The organism is Shewanella sp. DNRA4, from assembly GCF_012843185.1.
Taxonomy (GTDB): domain Bacteria; phylum Pseudomonadota; class Gammaproteobacteria; order Enterobacterales; family Shewanellaceae; genus Shewanella; species Shewanella xiamenensis.
In genome coordinates, this window is the sequence record NZ_JABAIP010000006.1 from 231,159 (window position 1) to 250,909 (window position 19,751).

General features: G+C 46.2%; 15 protein-coding genes, 1 tRNA gene and 1 rRNA gene. 7 read left to right on the forward strand and 10 right to left on the reverse strand.

What is annotated here, in order from left to right; genetic code table 11:
* The first annotated feature begins 29 nt into the window (after positions 1 to 29).
* Positions 30 to 962, forward strand: a complete 933-nt coding sequence (locus HG547_RS08725; protein WP_169547629.1) for a hypothetical protein — start codon at positions 30 to 32, stop codon at positions 960 to 962.
* 136 nt (positions 963 to 1,098) lie between these two features.
* Positions 1,099 to 1,680, forward strand: coding sequence for a lipid-binding SYLF domain-containing protein (locus HG547_RS08730; RefSeq protein ID WP_037413762.1), 582 nt, complete (start codon positions 1,099 to 1,101; stop codon positions 1,678 to 1,680).
* Between the two features lie 72 nt (positions 1,681 to 1,752).
* Here HG547_RS08730 and HG547_RS08735 read toward each other — a convergent pair whose 3' ends face one another.
* The 6 genes from HG547_RS08735 to HG547_RS08760 form a co-directional block, all read right to left on the reverse strand.
* On the reverse strand, positions 1,753 to 2,310 hold the full coding sequence (locus tag HG547_RS08735; protein WP_052184054.1) for a hypothetical protein: 558 nt from the start codon (positions 2,308 to 2,310) through the stop codon (positions 1,753 to 1,755).
* 129 nt (positions 2,311 to 2,439) lie between these two features.
* Positions 2,440 to 3,477: an acyltransferase gene (locus tag HG547_RS08740; RefSeq protein WP_169547630.1), complete on the reverse strand. Its 1,038-nt coding sequence runs from the start codon at positions 3,475 to 3,477 to the stop codon at positions 2,440 to 2,442.
* Between the two features lies 1 nt (position 3,478).
* Positions 3,479 to 4,876, reverse strand: coding sequence for a hypothetical protein (locus tag HG547_RS08745; RefSeq protein WP_169547631.1), 1,398 nt, complete (start codon positions 4,874 to 4,876; stop codon positions 3,479 to 3,481).
* Positions 4,877 to 5,047: 171 nt separating this feature from the next.
* On the reverse strand, positions 5,048 to 5,398 hold the full coding sequence (locus tag HG547_RS08750; RefSeq protein WP_037413772.1) for a YkvA family protein: 351 nt from the start codon (positions 5,396 to 5,398) through the stop codon (positions 5,048 to 5,050).
* Positions 5,399 to 5,429: 31 nt separating this feature from the next.
* A complete protein-coding gene (locus HG547_RS08755; RefSeq protein WP_037413785.1) occupies positions 5,430 to 6,188 on the reverse strand; it encodes an AraC family transcriptional regulator in 759 nt (252 codons plus the stop codon).
* A 17-nt stretch (positions 6,189 to 6,205) separates the two neighbouring features.
* A complete protein-coding gene (locus tag HG547_RS08760) occupies positions 6,206 to 6,754 on the reverse strand; it encodes a YbhB/YbcL family Raf kinase inhibitor-like protein (RefSeq protein ID WP_169547632.1) in 549 nt (182 codons plus the stop codon).
* Between the two features lie 898 nt (positions 6,755 to 7,652).
* Between HG547_RS08760 and speF the strand changes: the two genes are divergently transcribed.
* From speF to HG547_RS08780, 3 genes are all read left to right on the forward strand, one after another.
* Complete coding sequence (gene speF, locus HG547_RS08770) at positions 7,653 to 9,815, forward strand: ornithine decarboxylase SpeF (RefSeq protein WP_169547633.1); 2,163 nt, start codon at positions 7,653 to 7,655, stop codon at positions 9,813 to 9,815.
* Between the two features lie 84 nt (positions 9,816 to 9,899).
* Positions 9,900 to 11,219: a putrescine-ornithine antiporter gene (gene potE / locus HG547_RS08775; protein ID WP_037413789.1), complete on the forward strand. Its 1,320-nt coding sequence runs from the start codon at positions 9,900 to 9,902 to the stop codon at positions 11,217 to 11,219.
* A 124-nt stretch (positions 11,220 to 11,343) separates the two neighbouring features.
* Positions 11,344 to 12,498: a porin gene (locus HG547_RS08780; RefSeq protein ID WP_169547645.1), complete on the forward strand. Its 1,155-nt coding sequence runs from the start codon at positions 11,344 to 11,346 to the stop codon at positions 12,496 to 12,498.
* A 218-nt stretch (positions 12,499 to 12,716) separates the two neighbouring features.
* Here the strand turns inward: HG547_RS08780 and HG547_RS08785 are convergent, their stop codons facing one another.
* Positions 12,717 to 15,077: a YgiQ family radical SAM protein gene (locus HG547_RS08785; RefSeq protein WP_169547634.1), complete on the reverse strand. Its 2,361-nt coding sequence runs from the start codon at positions 15,075 to 15,077 to the stop codon at positions 12,717 to 12,719.
* Between the two features lie 211 nt (positions 15,078 to 15,288).
* Complete coding sequence (locus HG547_RS08790) at positions 15,289 to 15,687, reverse strand: MAPEG family protein (RefSeq protein WP_169547635.1); 399 nt, start codon at positions 15,685 to 15,687, stop codon at positions 15,289 to 15,291.
* 155 nt (positions 15,688 to 15,842) lie between these two features.
* On the opposite strand from HG547_RS08790, the gene HG547_RS08795 reads away from it, so the two are divergent.
* A complete protein-coding gene (locus tag HG547_RS08795) occupies positions 15,843 to 17,063 on the forward strand; it encodes a threonine/serine exporter family protein (RefSeq protein ID WP_037413798.1) in 1,221 nt (406 codons plus the stop codon).
* Between the two features lie 173 nt (positions 17,064 to 17,236).
* On the forward strand, positions 17,237 to 18,877 hold the full coding sequence (locus tag HG547_RS08800; protein ID WP_169547636.1) for a hypothetical protein: 1,641 nt from the start codon (positions 17,237 to 17,239) through the stop codon (positions 18,875 to 18,877).
* Between the two features lie 670 nt (positions 18,878 to 19,547).
* On the opposite strand, the gene HG547_RS08805 is transcribed toward HG547_RS08800, so the two are convergent.
* Positions 19,548 to 19,624: transfer RNA gene (locus tag HG547_RS08805), tRNA-Asp, on the reverse strand.
* 36 nt (positions 19,625 to 19,660) lie between these two features.
* Positions 19,661 to 19,751: ribosomal RNA gene (gene rrf, locus HG547_RS08810) — 5S ribosomal RNA — on the reverse strand; the annotation flags it as partial.

Sequence of the window (19,751 nt, forward strand, 5' to 3'; positions counted from 1 at the left end):
CTGATATAACAGGTCGTCGAGGTGACAAAATGAACGAATTTAATACATTTTTTGCTCAAGCCTATTGGTGGTTATCCCTATTTGGTGGCTTACATTGCCTCGCGTTAGCTATTTATATTCGCTACTTCTATCATTCGGACAATAATCAAAAGCTATTGGCGGCTTTTCTAAGTCTCATCGCACTGTATTTTCTGACGGGAATGCTTAACCGTGATAACACGCCAATTCCTATCCACATATTATTTAATTTGCTTGCCCCGATTTATTTTTTACTCATGCCACTGCTTTACCTCTATTGCAAACGCAGTTTAGAGCAACATACTGAGCCTATTGGTTTTTCATGGCATTATTGGCCGGCGATTATCACACTACTGCTTGCAGTTATAGATATTACTTTGCGGCTCAACTTACATAAAAACGCCATTTGGTTTCAGGCTGAATTCTTTAATAATCCGCTGACAATCGATTTCAGCCACTGGAGTTTAGCAATGCCGTTGCTGCTGTTTACTCAAACAGCAGCCTATTTTGTCGCTCTTTGGCATCTACTTAAACAATATAAAGTCAGTCAACCGCCATTGAGCGATGCACCACAGGACACCTTGAAAATCATCCGTTTCCGCTGGTTATTTGGCCTAACCTTAGCGATGTTATTTAACTGGCTACTGCGTGTATTTGTGGTTGTACTGCCTTTTTATCTAGGCGACTCGCTTTCAGCCTTATCCCACGCCTTGCCCCGCTTAAGCTTACTATTAAGTTTCTACTTACTTGCCGCCTATGGTCTAAAGCAGATCACTCGCACAGCGTATTTGAAAGGCCATTTATCAGTGCCTAAACCCAAAGTTGAATCTTCATCTTCAGGAGTGCTCACCCCCGAGGAGTTTGAATTTATTCAGCAACTGCAGCAAGAATCGAACGATAGCAAGGAAAAATCGACCACCACGCCCAATCCACCTCAGAACTAAACCATCGCTTAGCAATCAAAACTGGCAGCATGTCTTATTGAAAAACTGAATCCGAGCTGACATTAACGCAGCTTTAGGCTGTCATTTGTGACAACAAAGGGTAGTCTGATGGAACCAAGACTTAAGGAGGAACCCCATGAAATCAATTTTATCTTTTGTTGTCGCATCGACCTGCTTGATTGCCAGCTTACTGGCACCAGCTGCGCAAGCAGATGATAGTTACACTGAGGCTTTAAAAAATTTTCACCAAGCCAAGGAAACCCGCAAATTTTTTGATACCGCCTATGGCTACGCCCTCTTTCCAACAGTTGGCAAAGGTGGGATTGGTATTGGCGCCGCCTACGGCAAAGGTCGGGTTTTTCAAGCGGGGCAATATATGGGAGACTCCAGCCTAACCCAGCTATCTATTGGATTTCAATTAGGTGGACAAGCCTATAGTGAAATCATCTTCTTTAAAGATGCCAAATCCTACAATGAGTTCACCAGTGGCAGTTTTGAGTTTGATGCCCAAGCCTCCGCCGTTGCCATCAATATGGGCGCTAACGCCAAAGCGGGCACCACAGGCAACTCGGCAGGCGCTGGTCAAGCCGGTGGTAATCAATCTGCCACCGCAGCCTATATCAATGGCATGGCAGTCTTTACCGTTGCCAAGGGCGGATTAATGTTTGAAGCCGCACTGGCGGGACAATCTTTTACCTTCGAGCCTAGGGCTAACTAAGATTACAAGACCGCTTCCAGAAAACCTCTGAACTCTAAAAGCTCAGAGGTTTTGTTTTAATTACGCTTTAACCTACTCATGCCCCCAAGGAACTGGCGGTAAAGGCTGTGGCTGGGTTAGATCAAAATCCACTTGAAAATGACGGGCTTCCCGAGTGAGTAAATAACTGAAGGTGTTTGGCGTAACTTCTATATGCCACACATTGGTGACAGACTGGGTTAGGCCATTTTGCATAAAGTTATCAATCGATGCCTGATCGATGGGAAATGATTGCTTTTGACTGGTTCCCATACTGGCGGTATCGCCACCATACATAGTGACTTTATCTTCAGTCCCATCTTGATGGCGGTGATCGTGCTTTAGCCTTAACCCCTGATCCGTTTTAGTGATCACCCAAGTACGGGAATGGTCGTCTCCCACATGGAATGGGATTTTCAGCTCAGTATCGCTGCATTCGCGCACATGCATCACTAATGATTTATCACGAAAAGCCGCATCGGCGCTGTCCTTTGAGACGACTTTACCCGCAAACGCTTTACCGCAATGGGCGGCTAATTGATTGAAGAAAGTCTCTTGTTCTACGGCAAGTACAGGTTTGGGAGTCGCATTGGCAAATACTGGCGTTGCCATCCATAGGCCGACAATTCCAAGACGTGCTAAGGTGATAGTTTGCATTATGTTTTCCATGGGAAATTTAATGCAAAACACGCTAACACAGGGGAATAAATTTAAACTTAATTCCCCTGTGCTTGTGAAGGATTACCAACCGATGTAAAGACGAGAACGGTTACCTAAACGTTTTTTGATAAAGCGTGCCGTGATAATACTGCCCACCATCAGGAAGAGAAAAATCGCTGCCGAGAACAGAATACTCGTGATAGCAGACCCAGGCGGAAAACGTAAACGGAATATCGTTGCAGTGGTATTAAACAACATATCGAACAGCGGATGGATAAAGAAAATCGCAAAACTCATTTCGGCGATTTCGATAAGCCAAGGTAAGCGACTAAGTTTTGACAACCAATCACAGAAGTTAAGCACCAACACACACAGGCTCAGTTTTTGGATAAACTGCCAGTCGATGCCGTTATATTCAAACGGTGCTTTATGATAGTTACCCACATGCTGCACTATATAACTCTGTTCGACCAAGCTCACGATAAGGAAAATCCCTGCTAGCGCACTTAAAATGGAACCATAGCGCGACACAAGATGTTCATCTTGGGAATATAAAATACCAATCAAATAGAAAGGCATAAAATAAACGACTGAATGAATAAAGTTAACGTTGCCTATGGGTCTGTGGAGCAAAATGGCCGCCACACAACTCAGTACAAATAGCGTCCAACGCATTTGCTGTGAGCAGCGAATAAACCATAAAAATGCTGGCGACAATAAAAACACTGCCATGATAAAAGGGATATACCAATGCGGGTACAAGATATAACCATTTCGTACGGTATAAAAAATACTGAGCAACAACTGTTCAAGTGGCTGATGCTCCATAAAAATCCAGCGCAAACTCAAGCAGAATAAGCCAACAGCAGAAACCACTAAGAAAGGATAAAGCACATTTTGCACTTTATTCTTCATGAACTTACCGTAATCGAAGTCCTTATAAAAAATCCGATGGAAAAAATAACCAGAGATAAACACGAACAGCGCCGTGCCACCTCTGAGTAAATTTTCCAGCAATAACGGAAACCCTTCCTCAGAGTTGTAAATACTATGCCCAAGCACGATAAAAATAATCGCAATGCCACGCATGTAGGTAAATTCGAGCTGATTTTTTCTCATATTAATTCATCGCACAGTAGAGGGTTCTTCCCTCAACAACACTTGCAGAAACCCTTATTGTTCCGTGGATTTCCGGCTCATTAAACACCAGATACTGACCTTCGCGTTGGAAGGAAAACCCCAAAGGTAACAGAGTTGCGGCTTCAATGCCCTCACAATAATTTTGCAAAGGCACATCCAACAAGGGGCTACCACTGACATTTAAGTTACTAAATTGCACACTCATCCCTAAATAAGCCTGAGTCATTTCCTCTTGATAAGGCACGACATAAAACCCGGAACGAACTTCCCCCACATCCATAAAACTACTGCTATCGCTCACGCTCGGCATGACCAATAGTGGCACCTTGGGGTCCTGCACATCTCGCAATAGCTGAGCCAATTTTTGGTCAGTCGACGGATAGTAAGCCAGCATATCTTGCAGACGTTTCTTCTGTGCACTATTTTGCCCAACCGGTGGAGTAATCGGCTTAATGCGACCCAGCAGTAAATCCACAGGCAACATGCCCGACATGACAGACTCTTTCCACACATAGGCATCTTGAGTGCTGTCTAACAGTATTCCCGCAAGTGCGCCGATATTCTCAGCTTCGGCCGTCCAACCGCCAAGCATTTGCTGCTGTTGATAATAATCCTGCACATATTGCAGCAGTATCTGTTGATAACCGAGATAGGTTTGGTTTTGGCTCAGGAAGCGCGCGCCCGCAATCAACTCAACGTATTTTGCACTGCCTTCGACTAAATCACTCACATAACTGACTTTATCTTCGTTAGGCGCCGTTTGACGCCATGCCTGCAACCAGTAAGCAGCATGGCCTAAGTACAATGCTTGTTGCTCGGGCTGTTTTAAGGCTGACATGAGCGAGTTGAATAACTGAAGACGGTAATAGCGCGCATCAAAATTAAGCGGGTAGACCTCCCCTTCATAGCGGCGAGCGTCCTCTAATACACGCCACTCGGATTGAGCGTAAAAATGAAACGCCTCATGCACACTATTGCCAGCCCAAATCACGAAAGGCAAATCGGCAGTTTTTGTCGTACTATCAAATTGAATCGTGGGAGACTCGAGCTGGATCAGCACACCAGCCAACCCTTGATACTGAGGAAAACCAAAATTAACTGATAGACCAGAGTGAAGGTTAACTGACTCTAACACACTGTTGTCTTTAATAATCTCACCACCGGGCTGACGTAACCAAACACTGCCCGCATAGCTGAAGAGGTGGACTTTATCGTCAAGACGAAATCCCGGCCACAGAGTTTCACTCTGACGACTAGTTTGAGCCATAAAATCGAGGTACAGACGAGCGAGTTGTTCTGGCGAGGCCTTATCGGCGAACACGGGAGTGGCGGCAGAGACTCCTATCAACCACAGGATCACCACCATAATATTTTTCATTTATTTGCCTAAACACACACAATGGGTTCACAAAACAGCGCTAGCATATAGCGCAATTGCGTAATAGTGAAACGTTTAACAGAAAATTTTTTTACCCTCAAAAAACTAAGCCAACTCATCTTCATTAACCACTAATAAAATCATATTTTTAAGGTTTAATGCTCAGAGATATCAGGATTTAGGCGTTGTCGGCTCATCGCCAAACCACAACGCTAACTTAGCCGCAGCCAGTGATTTAACCTCATCATCAATATAAAGCGTTACCATAGTCAACGCCGCCGCTAACGCCCCTAAATCATCAGTAAAACCGACTAACGGCGTTAAATCGGGAATCGCATCTAAAGGCGAGATAAAATACGCCAAGGCCCCAAAAATTACCGACTTGGCCCACGTAGGTGTATTAGGCTTTTGCGCAGCATAGTAAAGCCACAAAGCACGCTCAACCACCTCACGCCCAGCCTGGCGACCAAACATTTTGATTTTGTTCCAAAAACCAGTTTCAGTGAATTGCTCTTCTGCCATGTCTACTTCCTAATTTAACGATATTGACGACTCACAGTGTACGGCGATATGCAGCGGGTGTCAGGCCGAAAGTTTGTTTAAAGCGTGCCGAAAATTTTTCTGCTGACAAGTACCCGCAAGACAATGCGACTTGTAAAACTGAATCGCTAGAGTTTTGCAACAGTGCTAAACCCTGGCACAAGCGCACTTCGGCGAGCAATTGCCTAAAGCTAGTGTCTTCCTGCGCCAGTTTACGTCTTAAACTTGCACTGCTCATATGCAACTTGTCGGCGATTTCCTCTTGCTGCCATGGGGCAGAAGGATGTTGACTCAGTATTGCCAATACGGCTTGAGTGACACTCGATTGCTTATGCCCATAAAGCCAATTCACACTACTTTGCTGCGGCAAACTTAACAATAATGCGGCTAAATAATGCATCTGCACCGATGTGGGCAGCGCCAAGGTCAGGCTATGCAGTAACGCATTCCAGGCAAAATCGACCGAGCGTGAGATTGTTTGTGTAGGCTTTGGCATCATCCTATCGGTTGCCGCCAGCGTAACGCCTGAGGGCAACTCATAGGGCAAGACGAGTTGCACCGCTCGGTAACGTCCGCTCATCGGCCGATTGACGAAACTGATATGGCTTCCGGCGGGTAACAATAATAGCTGTTCCGCATTCACGGCGAGGGTATCATCTTGCCAAAGCAACGACTTTTCCCCTTGGATCACTCGAATAATCGAGGGCTGATGCACAGGCACCCGTGAGAGTGACTGCGCCTGTTTCGAATCGTATTCAAACATGCGGATCATACATCAGCCCTGTAATATCAGCGGTGATACACTGCGGTCAGCTTAGCGTGCCCTAAAGCTTGTGCATTGAGCATAAAGCCTAACAGCGCGGGTGAGGCATCCTTAGGTAACTCTAATGGCGACGGTAGCGCCCACACTGTAAATTCATATCGATGCATTCCGTGCCCCTGTGGCGGACAGGCACCACCAAAGTCGGTGGTGCCAAAATCATTCTTTAGCGCAATCGCCCCTTTAGGTAATGCATTGGCTTTAGAACCCGCACCTTGCGCTAATTGCTGTTGATCGCCACCAATATTGTAAACGGCCCAATGCCACCAGCCGCTGCCCGTCGGTGCATCGGGATCATACGCCGTCACCGCATAGGCTTTCGTGCCTTCAGGGGCATCGCGCCAAGCAAGTTGGGGCGAAATATTTGCGCCTGTACAGCCAAAACCATTAAAAACAAATTGATTAGATAATTGCTGACCTTCACTAATATCTTTGCTCGATAAGGTCATAGCCTGCGCCGACCCTAATACTGCGGTAAATAATCCAATTCCGACTATCCACTTATGTAAATGCTTCATCACAATCTCCAATTGATACGTAACACCGCTAATTTACGTCAGTCTTAAGTGGCAAACCTGCCTCAAAACGCCAATTTTCTTCCCTAAATGCTCAAAATTGAGAAAAAGTCTCGACTTTTTGTCATCTTTAAGCACTCAAGTGATTTTGTAAAGACTTCATCTGCATTTTTATGCAAGGATGGCGTACCCTATAAATCACCAAGCAAATTAATACTGTAGTTTGCGCGTAATTAGATATTTATTATTTATAAATTTATGCATTTTTAATTTTAAAAATAAACTGACAATATTTACTTTCGTTATTTAGATAATGATACTTAAGGATGATTGACTGTAATTACACAGATAAAACTTATTGCAATAAATAATTACAGTTAATTAAAAATAAGACACCGATCATATTTTTATTGGCAACACCTAGATAAACTCCATGCCGTAAAAAAACGAATTAATAATTTTCTCGAATTTCATAATGGAGTTGTATATGAAGAGGAAATCTAAAATCATGGCACATATTCGACGTACTAGACATATCATGATGCCTAGCCAACGTGATTACTTCGACCATTCATTTATCTTCCTTCGCTAATCTTCGCGTAGGTAGTAGACCAATTAACAGGTCTAAAGTGGTATTGCCCTCGTAAGCGCATACACTTATCGTACTGTTTTTTCAGGTTTATTATCTCGTACCTAAATCAAAGCATTCTTTTGCTCGTGCAGTAACGCTGCGGCTAAGTCATTCATTTTGAATAAATCTATCTATTTATTCTTGGACGACTTATAGCTTCATCATATCTGCACACGGAATAGCCATATCTAATTTAATACCATTAATATTTTTAATTAGGTATAGGCCAAGTTGTATCCAAAACTTTTTAAAGTAAAAGGGAAATTAACGATGAAATCATTAAAAGTTGCCGCCAGCTTATCTGTTAGATCATGTTTTGAAATAGACAGAGAAGTTGTCAATGTATTAACCACTGATTTTTGCGATGTGGGCGCGGCTGTAGTTTCTGTTGATGATGTTAAAAATGGTATTGTTGAAAAAATTAAAAATACCGGATTAAAACTGCCTATTTTCGTATCCGTTTGCTGTGAAGAAACCTTCCCAGATGATATTTGCTCCTCGATTACCGGGGTATTTGAACTCTGCGGTAGCAATACCGATTTCTATGGAAAACAGGTCGAAACCGCCGTCCAAAAATATGAGCAAGCTCTACTACCACCTTTCTTTGGCACACTGAAAAAATACGTGGAAATGGGTAACTCCACCTTTGCCTGCCCAGGCCATCAGGGGGGGCAATTCTTCCGTAAACATCCTGTGGGCCGCCAATTTTTCGATTTCTTTGGTGAAACGATTTTCCGCTCAGATATGTGTAATGCCGACGTTAAACTCGGCGATCTATTGATCCACGAAGGTGCGCCACTGGATGCACAAAAATACGCGGCGAAGGTATTTAACGCCGATAAAACCTACTTTGTGCTCAACGGCACTTCTTCTTCAAACAAAGTGGCGACCAACGCACTGCTGGCGAAGGGTGACTTGGTATTATTCGACCGTAACAACCATAAATCCAACCACCATGGCGCGTTAATTCAAGCGGGTGCGACACCGATTTATTTGGAAACCGCCCGTAACCCCTTCGGCTTTATTGGTGGTATCGACGCCCACTGTTTCCAAGAGTCTTATTTAAGGGAGCAGATCCGCGCCGTTGCGCCTGAGCGTGCCGATGAACAACGTCCATTCCGTTTAGCGATTATCCAGCTCGGCACCTACGACGGCACCATCTACAATGCTCGCCAAGTGGTTGATCGTATTGGTCATCTATGTGATTACATCCTGTTTGACTCTGCTTGGGTTGGCTATGAACAGTTTATTCCTATGATGAACGACTGCTCGCCACTGCTGCTGGAACTGACACCTGAAGATCCCGGTATTATCGTGACTCAGTCAGTGCACAAACAGCAGGCTGGGTTCTCACAAACCTCGCAAATTCACAAAAAAGATAAACATATCAAAGGCCAAGCCAGATACTGCAACCATAAACGCTTCAACAACGCCTTTATGATGCATGCCTCTACCAGCCCCTTCTACCCTCTGTTTGCTGCATTGGATGTGAACGCTAAGATGCACGAAGGCGCCAGCGGCCGTTATCTGTGGCGTGAAGCGGTAAAAGCCGGTATCGAAGCGCGTAAGTTACTGCTTAAAAAATGTAAATATATCAAGCCATTTATCCCAAGTATGATCGAGGGGCGCCCATGGCAGGATTATCAAACTGAACAAATGGCCGATGATTTACGTTTCTTCGAGTTTGAACCCGGACAAAAATGGCACTCTTTCGAGGGCTATGAAAAAGGCCAATATTTCGTTGATCCTTGTAAATTCCTATTAACTACGCCAGGTATCGATGCCGAAACTGGTAAATATACTGAGTTTGGTATTCCCGCAACTATTTTGGCTAACTTCTTACGTGAAAATAATATTATTCCCGAGAAGTGCGACTTAAATTCGATTTTATTCTTGATGACACCTGCGGAAGATATGGCAAAAATGCAGCACTTAGTGTCGCAAATATCTCGCTTCGAGAAATTAGTCGATGAAGATGCGCCATTATCGGAAGTATTGCCAAACGTCTATAACGCCAATAAAGCACGTTATAAAGACTATACCATTCGTCAACTCTGCCAAGAAATGCACAACCTTTATGTCAGCCATGACGTAAAACAATTGCAAAAAGAAATGTTCCGCCATGCTCACTTCCCAACAAAAGTAATGGACCCACAGGAAGCTAACCTCGAGTTTATTCGCGGCAATGTTGAATTAGTGCCACTGTCACAAATCGAAGGGCGAATTGCCGCAGAAGGCGCCCTGCCATATCCACCAGGGGTGTTATGTATGGTGCCAGGTGAAATATGGGGTGGCGCAGTACAACGTTATTTCCTAGCCCTTGAAGAAGGCATCAATTTATTACCCGGATTCTCTCCAGAATTACAAGGTGTTTACCTCGAAAACACACCAGACGGAAAAATCCAAGCCTTAGGTTATGTATTAAATAAATAATTGAATCTGACTGTAGAGTTAATTAACCCCGCTCTACAGTCAATTTCAACCTTCTATAATGAATTATATTATTAGGTCATTATTATGAGTAAATCAGAAAATAAAATTGGCGTTGTCCAATTAACGATTATCACCATAGTGAATATGATGGGCTCTGGGATTATCATGCTGCCCACCCAATTAGCCCAAGTCGGTACTATCTCTGTGCTTTCTTGGCTTGTGACCGCCGCAGGCTCAACCGCGCTGGCTTTTGCGTTTGCAAAATGCGGTATGTTCAGTAAAAAAACCGGTGGTATGGGCGGTTATGCCGAATATGCCTTTGGCCGCAGCGGTAACTTTATGGCGAACTACACCTATGCGGTTTCGCTACTTATCGCTAACGTCGCCATCGCCATCTCCGCCGTAGGTTACGCAGCCGTATTACTCGAAGTTAACTTAAGCCCTATGGCTATCTGTCTTGCCACCATTGGCGTGCTTTGGTTAGCCACTGTCGCAAACTTTGGTGGTGCTCGCATTACAGGCCGCGTGAGCAGCGTGACCGTGTGGGGGATTATTCTGCCAGTGATTGGCGTGTCGTTAGTCGGTTGGTTCTGGTTCGACATCGACCTCTATAAAGGTGCATGGAACCCACATGATATGCCGTTCTTCAAAGCCTTAGGCGGTTCTATCGCGATGACCTTATGGGCATTCCTTGGCTTAGAATCGGCTTGTGCTAACTCAGAGGCCGTTGATAACCCAGAGAAAAACGTTCCTATCGCCGTAATGGGCGGAACGTTAGGAGCAGCGCTTATCTATATCGTTTCCACCAACGTGATAGCTGGGATTGTGCCTAACGCCGAACTTGCTAATTCAAACGCACCTTTTGGTTTAGCCTTCGCGCAAATGTTTAACCCTGTTGTGGGTAAAATCGTAATGGCCTGCGCCATTATCTCCTGTACAGGTTCACTGCTCGGTTGGCAGTTCACTATCGCGCAAGTGTTTAAAGCCTCTGCCGATGAAGGTTTCTTCCCTAAAGTGTTCGCTAAAGTCAGCAAAGCAGATGCGCCAATTTGGGGGATGACCATCATCGTTTCGATTCAAACCCTGCTGTCTTTGATGACTATCAGTCCATCACTGAGCAAACAGTTTGAAGCGCTCGTTAACCTTGCGGTGGTAACGAACATTGTGCCTTATATCCTGTCGATGGCAGCCCTAGGTGTGATGCAAAAACAACTCAAGGTGCCAGCCAACAAAGCCCGTGTTGCCAACGTGATTGCGATTATCGGCGCCCTGTATAGCTTCTACGCCCTCTATAGCTCTGGTGAAACTGCTGTGATGTTAGGTGCTATCGCGACCTTCTTCGGTTGGACCATCTACGGGGTGATTTCAAATAAAACCCCAAGCGTTGGGATCAAAGCGGCGTGAGCACAATGCACCTGCGAGTCTAATCCCTTAATAAATAAGAAACTTAACAGCAATCCGTCTTTAGGGACCTTAAGCCACAGTACTTAAGGTCCCCAGACAAAACTTGCCAAATTTCGGTGGAATGATGAAAAAAACCTGCATAGCGTTAATGCTACCTATGCTGTTGGTGGCCACCAGCAGCCAAGCGATTGAACTCTATAACGATCAAAAAAATTCATTAGATTTAAGCGGTTGGTTAGGCTTCGCGGCACTCAACGACAGCCACGATACCTCAGTAATCGATGACTCCTCCCGAGTACGATTTAGCTTTGAACGCAGCGAGAGAAATGGCTGGACCGCCTTTGCCACCACGGAATGGGGCATCAACATGGTGTCTAGCGATGACAGTTTAGTGATGCAAGGTGGCAAATTGGCCGCCGAAAAAACCGAAGACTTCCTCTACAACCGCTTAGGCTATGTCGGTATGTCACACGATGAATGGGGTAGTCTCAGCTTTGGTAAGCAATGGGGCGCTTACTACGATGTCGCAGGCACAACGGACTTACCGAACGTCTTCGCCGGATATAGTGTCGGTGCCTATGCCTTTAGCGATGGCGGGTTAACCGGAACAGGCCGCGCCGACTCCGCCTTTATTTACCGCAATAGCTTTGGCCCAGTGCAAATCGCCCTACAATACGCCGCCAAAACCAATGGTGATGTCACCTTAAAAAACGACGACGGCAGCGAAATGACTAACTCTGAGCTCAATTTCGACAGCAGTTACGGTGCTAGCCTAACCTACTCGCTCACTGACAAATTTAAATTACTCGCCGGCGTTAACCGTGGCGACTTCGAAGGCCACTTAGGCAGCACTCAAGTTGATGAAACCAATGAGATCATCGGAATTGGCGCCATGTACGGTGACTATTACCACTATGCCGATAATCGCGAGGCGAGTGGTCTGTATGTCGGTTTTAACGCCCATAAAAGTAAAAACAATGAACTGGTCGGCGGCGATCTCTACGATGCCACGGGTGCCGAGCTGATGACGGCCTATCAATTCGATAATGGCTTTGTGCCTATGATTGTCCTGAGCTATCTCGACTTAGACACAGATGCCAGCACACCCATTCAAGGCAAATGGACCCGCCAATTCGCCATGTTAGGGCTGCACTATCGTTACAGTAATGACACAGTGATGTTTGCAGAAATGAAGTTGAATTTCAGTAACATGGATGATGCCGCGCTCGACGCTCAGGAAGATAACGGCTTTGCCGTTGGGATTAACTACTTCTTTTAGGGATGGAAAGTCTTCATCAGGCTCTCCCGTACATTGAGGGGCTAATGGCTCACGTTCCTCATATCCGTTAGCCCATTTGAGACCGGAGTGCGGCGCACGTTCCGTCTACAAACGCTCGCCAAACACTCATTGGATGGTACCGCTGGTTTGCCATCATCTCTGCGCCACTCCAAATCGGTTTACTGGAGTGGCTTTTTTCGCTGACGAGCAGCTTGCCGTTACTTGGCCTGCTGACGACCAGAAGAGGCTTTACCCGCACGGCCTTGCTGACCCGCCTTATTTTGACCCGCTTTACCCTGCTCAGCTTTGCCCTTAAAGCCCGACTGGCCAAATGGCGCCTTAGCTCCGGGACGGCTGGTTTTAGGCTGCTGACTTTGCGCCGCATTCGCCCCAGACTTTGGTCCCTTAGGCTTGCTTGCGCTCGGTTTGCCCTTGGCATCGCCCTTACCTTTACGCTCATCAAACTGATTACCCGAGAAGCGGGTCAGCGCTTTTTGCCCTTGGTTAGCATCCTTCATCCATTTCGGGCCACGCTCATTGCGCCCTTCTGGCGGCACGAGGTGATTCGGGCTGTTACCAATCAAATCTTCACGTCCCATGGCAATCAAGCCTTCACGGATAATAGGCCAACCCGCTGGATCGTGGTATCGCAGCAGCGCCTTATGCAAGCGGCGTTGGCGGCCCTTCTTCGGCACTGGCACCACTTCACTGGTGTGCTTGACGTTTTTCAGCGAGTTCAGCTCAGTGTGATAAATGGTCGTCGCGTTCGCCATTGGCGATGGATAGAAGTTTTGTACTTGGTCGAGCTTAAACTTACGCTCCTTCAACCAGAGCGCGAGGTTTAACATATCCTCGTCGGTCGTGCCCGGATGCGCAGAAATAAAATAAGGGATCAGGAACTGCTCTTTACCCGCTTCCTTAGAAAACTTATCAAACAGCTCTTTAAACTTATCATAGGCGCCCATGCCGGGTTTCATCATCTTGCTGAGCGGCCCTTCTTCGGTATGCTCAGGGGCGATTTTCAAATAGCCGCCCACATGGTGCTGGACTAACTCTTTGACATAGGCAGGATCTTCAATCGCTAAGTCGTAACGCACACCCGAAGCAATCAAGATTTTCTTAATGCCGGGCACAGCACGAGCCGCGCGGTACAAGTCGATAGTATGTTTATGGTCTGTGCCTAAATGGCCGCAAATCGATGGATAGACACAGGATAAACGGCGACAGGTTTTCTCCGCTTTTTCACTGGTACAACCGAGGCGATACATGTTGGCAGTGGGGCCACCTAAGTCGGAAATCACCCCAGTAAAGCCGGGAACCTTATCCTGAATATCTTTGATTTCTTTGATAATCGATTCTTGCGAACGGCTCTGGATAATTCGGCCTTCGTGCTCGGTAATCGAGCAGAATGAACAGCCACCAAAGCAGCCGCGCATAATGTTGATCGAGGTTTTGATCATGTCATAGGCAGGGATTTTCTCCTTGCCGTAGGCAGGATGCGGCACCCGTTGATAGGGTAAATCGAACACGGCATCCATTTCGTCGGTATTGAGTGGCCAAGCTGGCGGGTTCACCCACACGCCACGGTCACCGTGGGGCTGGAACAGTGCTCGCGCACAACCCGGGTTTTGCTCTTGGTGCAAAATCCGCGAAGCATGGGCGTATAAATATTTGTCTTCAGACACCTTTTCAAAGGCAGGCAGCAGCACATAGGTTTTATCCCATGGCTTAGGACGTGGTGGCTGCACACTGATAGGTTTTGGCGCATCGTTATCGAAAATTTTAACATCCGATGGGCCTGATAAATTGGCGCAGCCCACATCGTCGGCGCCATAGGGGTTCGGGATAGGATCGATCTTATGCAATTGATCGATTTTGCGAGAATCCATACCTCGCCACTCGGGCATAGGCTCTTTACGGATAACGGCAGTGCCGCGCACATCCTGAATATCCGCAATCGCTTCACCCGCCGCTAAACGACGCGCCACTTCGGCCAGCGGACGCTCGGCGTTGCCGTACATCAAGATGTCGGCCTTGGCATCAAAAATCACGCTGCGGCGGACTTTATCCGACCAATAATCGTAGTGCGCAATACGGCGCAGACTCGCTTCGATGCCGCCGATAATGACAGGCACATCTTTGTAGGCTTCTTTACAACGTTGGGTATAAACCGTCACAGCGCGGTCGGGGCGCTTACCGCCGACATCGCCCGGAGTATAAGCATCATCGCTGCGAATACGGCGATCGGCGGTATAACGGTTGATCATTGAATCCATATTGCCAGCGGTAACGCCAAAAAACAGATTCGGGCGCCCTAGCTGCATAAAGGCATCTTTGCTCGACCAATCAGGCTGGGCAATAATCCCAACACGGTAGCCTTGGGCTTCTAACATACGGCCAATCACCGCCATACCAAAACTAGGATGATCCACATAGGCATCGCCAGTGACGATAATAATGTCACAGCTGTCCCAGCCTAATTTCTCCATCTCCTTGCGGGACATAGGTAAGAAAGGCGCTGTGCCAAAACATTCGGCCCAATACTTGGGATGGCTAAACAGTGTGGATTCAACTTGCATCGATTTTGACCCAAAAACGTAATGTCAAACAAAGGTGCAGACAAAAGCAAGCCGCACCGATTTAGGGACGCGGAGTATAGCAGGCAAACAGGGATAAGTGCGATTAAAAAAACAGCAGCCGAGGTGTTTTTAGAGGTATTTACGCCAATGCGCTTAATACCCCTAAAGTGGCTAAGGATATGGCTTAGACGGCCATTACCTATCCCAGCAGTTACAGACTTTGGGAAAAATGCACTAAGTTGACTAGGGCTAGGCTGATAGTCACTAACCAAGTGAGCAGCACGCCCCAAAAACGGCCCAAATGATAACCGCCTTTCCCCTGAGTTAACCCTATTGCATGGAGCAAGCGCGCCACAATCCACACTGTACCAAAACAATGCAAATAGAAATGCGCCAAACCACCCGCCTCAGCCACCAGCATTAAAATCAATACGATGGGCGCATTCTCAATCAGATTCGCATGCACCCTGCCAGCCAGCGCCAAGGCATTGTTACCGCCATCGCCAATCCCGATTTTTTGGCTTCGTCTTAATTTCACCACTCGATAAGCCAGCGCGATTATCAACAACCCAGTCAAGCTGGCGTAAAACCCTGTTACGATTAATGGCATAACAACTCCCTTTTAATTAACATAAGCGCGGTATACACCGCAAAAATTCAGCAATTTATTTGTATTAAGGTTAAAAGCCATTAACCTTTTAGTGACGAGATAGGTTAATATGCGCGCGCAATCTCTTACAACTTTTTATACAGCGAATAGCCCGATTGGATAACGAACAGTTTCTCGAAAAGCGTAAATTTATCATTAAGCTAGGTAAGGCTTTGCATAAGTTTGGCACACCCGCTTACCGTCTTGAAACCCATTTACAAACCGTTTCTCGGACGCTCGGAATCGAAGGTTATTTTTTAATCTCGCCGACCTCCATGACCTTCGTATTACAACACGATACCGATCAAGAATATAACCATGTTGCGCGGGTAAAACCCGGCGAGTTGGATTTAGGTTCTCTCGCCCGCACCGATGAACTGGTGGATGAACTCACCTCAGGTAAACGCACACTCACCGAAGCCTTAGACAGGCTAGAGGAAATCGCCAACAAACCCAACCCCTACGGCCCAGCACTAACTTGTTTTTCCTTCGGCACCTCAGCAGCGGCATTTGCCATGTTGATGGGCACAGGGTGGAACGATGTATTTTGGTCTGGTTTGTTAGGCTTGCTAGTCTATGGCTTTGTATACCGCGCCGAGCGCTCGACACGCATGGCAGAAGTGTTAGAGCCATTCGCGACGATTGTTTGCGCCATTGCCGCCTGCGCCATTGCCCGCATCGACCCTAATATTAATATTCCCGTGGTTATCCTCTCCTCGATCATCATCTTTATTCCCGGTTTAGCCTTAACCTTGGGGCTTGCTGAGCTGGCGGCACGCGATTTGATTTCGGGCACGGCGCGGATCATGGACGCCAGTATGCTGTTGTTTAAGCTATATTTTGGTGCAGTGTTAGGGATGGCAATTGGTAAAGCCTTCTTCGGTGAGGCCATTTATATCGAACCGGAAGGACTGCCTCGCTGGGCGATTTGGTCAGCGGTGCCCATCCTTTCTATGGCGCTGGTGTTCATCTTTAAAGCACGGATGCAAGATTCGCCTTGGGGCGTTCTAGCGGGAATTGTCGCATTTTTCTCCGCCATGTTAGGTGGGCACTTTTTTGGGGATTCGGTGGGGATCTTTTTTGGTGCCCTAGCCGTAGGAGTTTACTCCAATCTTTATGCCCGTTGGATGAAGGCTCCCGCCTCAATTGCATTGCTGCAAGGCATTGTGATCTTAGTACCCGGCAGTAAAACCTACATAGGGCTGAACGCGCTGATCTCCGGCGAAACTATGCTTAACCAATCCCATATTGGCTCACAGATCTTTTTGATCTTTATGTCGCTTATCGCCGGACTGATTTTTGCCAACGTCGTAGTACCACCAAGGCGTACGCTATAACATTCATCCTCAGGGCTGGCACCAATCCCAGCCCTATTCTTAAAATAACCTTATGAAAAATCATAATCTTATTAAAATGTTTACTTGACTAATCGTCATATCCCGTGTGTTATTAAATTGTGAAGCACAGCAGAACCTTAAGCTGTCGCCATCCAGTTTACGGGAGTGGTTTTATGCAGAAGTTTACCCTGTATGCATCGATTCTACCTTGTTGCCTCTGTGGTCTAGTCAACCTAGCCAGAGCGGATGAGGTTGCGCCCAAAACCACCTCGGATCAAGCCCCAAAAAAGGTTAGTAAGATCATCGTGGTGAGCAACCCGATCTTCGACGAGTCAGATCCCGATGCATTTTTTATCCACCGTTGGGCGAACTATCTGCATATAAATACCAAGGAATATGTGGTTCGCGATAAGCTTACCTTTAGCGAAAACGATACGGTCACCCAAAAAGATCTCGATGAGTCTCAACGTTTACTGCGCGCCGAACCCTATATTCGTGATGCCAAAGTTTATACAAGTGAGAAAGATCCCCAAACGGATTCTCCCCTCGAAGATGAATCCATTATTATTGAAACTTGGGACAACTGGTCGCTACTGCCAACGGCCAGCTTTAGCAACTCAGGAGGAGACACTCGTTATTCCTTTGGCGTAAAAGAAGATAACCTTCTAGGTACTGGCATTCGCACCCGCTTAAAGTATCAATCTAACGAATCCCGCACTGGCTATAAGTTTGCCTTTGAGGCACCCGTGAGTTTTATCGATCACGGCATTGTCGCCGCTGAATTTTATGATAATAGTGACGGCCAAGCTAAACATGTGTACGTGAGCAAGCCTTTCTATTCATTGAATACTGAGACCATGTACTCGGCCGAGTTTTTAGATGATAGCCGCACCGATATTTTGAGACAAAATGGGCAAGAGGTGAACGAGTTTGCCCACACTGTCGATTACCTTAATTTGCAATATGGTTGGTTACTCAATAGAAGCAACGACAATCTGTCTCGCTTTATTGCTGGCTTTACCCAAGACAAACACGAGTTTGCCAATTCAGAGGTGTATCCCAACTCAGAGTTACCACAAGATAGGGACTTTATGTATCCCTGGGTTGCCTATGAATATGTTCAAGATGATTTTCAGATACTCAACAACGTGCACCTGATCCGTAATAATGAAGACTTTAACTTAGGATGGCATCACTATATCCAACTCGGTATTGAAACCAATGATATCGGCGACAATAACCCAGTGGGTTACCACTTTAAATGGCAAACCAGTAGGGGTTATAAATTTGATGAACATCTTTGGTTACTGGAAATGGGCGCGACCAGCACTCTAGGCACCACGCAAAAAGACACTTTTCAGGCTAATGTACAAGCGGAATACTTCTATCAAATCAATCCTAAATGGATTGCCTATGGCAAAGCTTGGGCAAGCCTGTCCAATAATACCTATCTCGATCTAACTCAAGGACTTGGGGATGAAACTGGAGTACGAGGTTATCCCAACGAATATCAACAAGGGGATAACCAATGGTTATTTACCGCCGAAATCCGCAATTATCCGAATATCAACTTATACCAATTAGCCGAACTCGGCTGGGCAGTCTTTGCAGATGTAGGCCAAGCCTCTGGCGGTCCCTTAGCCGACAATAACGAAGTCAACGGCCCACTCGGTAGCATAGGTATTGGCGCGCGGATTTATTCATCTAGATCCAGTTATGGCAACGTCGCCCATATCGATTTTTCGGTACCTTACACGGGGGGCGATTCAGTAAACAGTTGGGAATGGCGATTCTTAGTCAAACAAAGCTTTTAAGCTATTTAGTGGCAAAATATTAGCCTTAGAGACGCTATAAACCAGTTTAAATCAGGCCGATAAGAGCGATCCCTATGGCCACTTTTAGTGATTTTTAAGTAGGCTATATTCTTCTAATCACTAAAGGGATATTTATAGTGATCAACAACATTGGATTATCATCTCTGCTATTACTTCAGCCTTTAACCGCTTTTTAGTCGAGTATTTTCATTCTCAAGTTCATTTAAGCAAACCACTGACGCTGTCCCGTTACCACTAAATTTAGCTCGCCATTGAAACCAGCCACATCAATATCTCATCAGTTCATAGCCTTACAGGTATTTCAATCCGAGGCGCATAACGCAGAAAGAGTTATTCCATTTTAAGTCAATCCCACAGGAAGCAGGATGCCTTTAAGGCTGTCAGGTGTTCACTGCATGGTAAAGCGCTTATACTGCGATCGAGGCTTTTGGCAGAGCCCATTATGCCTTCAAGCCTTCACCTTGCCTAAAGTGCTTTGCACTCCGCTAAATGAACAGATATTGAATACGATTGGTATGGTACATCACACAGTGATGCGCTCATAAATGAGAGGGATAAATGCTGCAGAACAGGATTCCGCAACAATTAAAATAGATAAATTCCAAAGACGAAAAAGCCCTAACATTGCTGTTAGGGCTTATCGAAATGTTGGCGGAGCGGACGGGACTCGAACCCGCGACCCCCGGCGTGACAGGCCGGTATTCTAACCAACTGAACTACCGCTCCTTTAACTTAACGTTTGCACATTAAGCTAAATTAGGCGCTTGGCGATGACCTACTCTCACATGGGGAGACCCCACACTACCATCGGCGCGATTGCGTTTCACTTCTGAGTTCGGGATGGGATCAGGTG

Excerpts from the sequence above, each read along its gene's own strand:
- HG547_RS08725 (WP_169547629.1), top strand. The coding sequence starts at position 30 with ATGAACGAATTTAATACATTTTTTGCTCAAGCCTATTGGTGGTTATCC.
- HG547_RS08730 (WP_037413762.1), top strand. The coding sequence starts at position 1,099 with ATGAAATCAATTTTATCTTTTGTTGTCGCATCGACCTGCTTGATTGCC.
- HG547_RS08735 (WP_052184054.1), bottom strand. The coding sequence starts at position 2,310 with ATGGCAACGCCAGTATTTGCCAATGCGACTCCCAAACCTGTACTTGCC.
- HG547_RS08740 (WP_169547630.1), bottom strand. The coding sequence starts at position 3,477 with ATGAGAAAAAATCAGCTCGAATTTACCTACATGCGTGGCATTGCGATT.
- HG547_RS08745 (WP_169547631.1), bottom strand. The coding sequence starts at position 4,876 with ATGAAAAATATTATGGTGGTGATCCTGTGGTTGATAGGAGTCTCTGCC.
- HG547_RS08750 (WP_037413772.1), bottom strand. The coding sequence starts at position 5,398 with ATGGCAGAAGAGCAATTCACTGAAACTGGTTTTTGGAACAAAATCAAA.
- HG547_RS08755 (WP_037413785.1), bottom strand. The coding sequence starts at position 6,188 with ATGATCCGCATGTTTGAATACGATTCGAAACAGGCGCAGTCACTCTCA.
- HG547_RS08760 (WP_169547632.1), bottom strand. The coding sequence starts at position 6,754 with ATGAAGCATTTACATAAGTGGATAGTCGGAATTGGATTATTTACCGCA.
- speF (WP_169547633.1), top strand. The coding sequence starts at position 7,653 with ATGAAATCATTAAAAGTTGCCGCCAGCTTATCTGTTAGATCATGTTTT.
- potE (WP_037413789.1), top strand. The coding sequence starts at position 9,900 with ATGAGTAAATCAGAAAATAAAATTGGCGTTGTCCAATTAACGATTATC.
- HG547_RS08780 (WP_169547645.1), top strand. The coding sequence starts at position 11,344 with ATGAAAAAAACCTGCATAGCGTTAATGCTACCTATGCTGTTGGTGGCC.
- HG547_RS08785 (WP_169547634.1), bottom strand. The coding sequence starts at position 15,077 with ATGCAAGTTGAATCCACACTGTTTAGCCATCCCAAGTATTGGGCCGAA.
- HG547_RS08790 (WP_169547635.1), bottom strand. The coding sequence starts at position 15,687 with ATGCCATTAATCGTAACAGGGTTTTACGCCAGCTTGACTGGGTTGTTG.
- HG547_RS08800 (WP_169547636.1), top strand. The coding sequence starts at position 17,237 with ATGCAGAAGTTTACCCTGTATGCATCGATTCTACCTTGTTGCCTCTGT.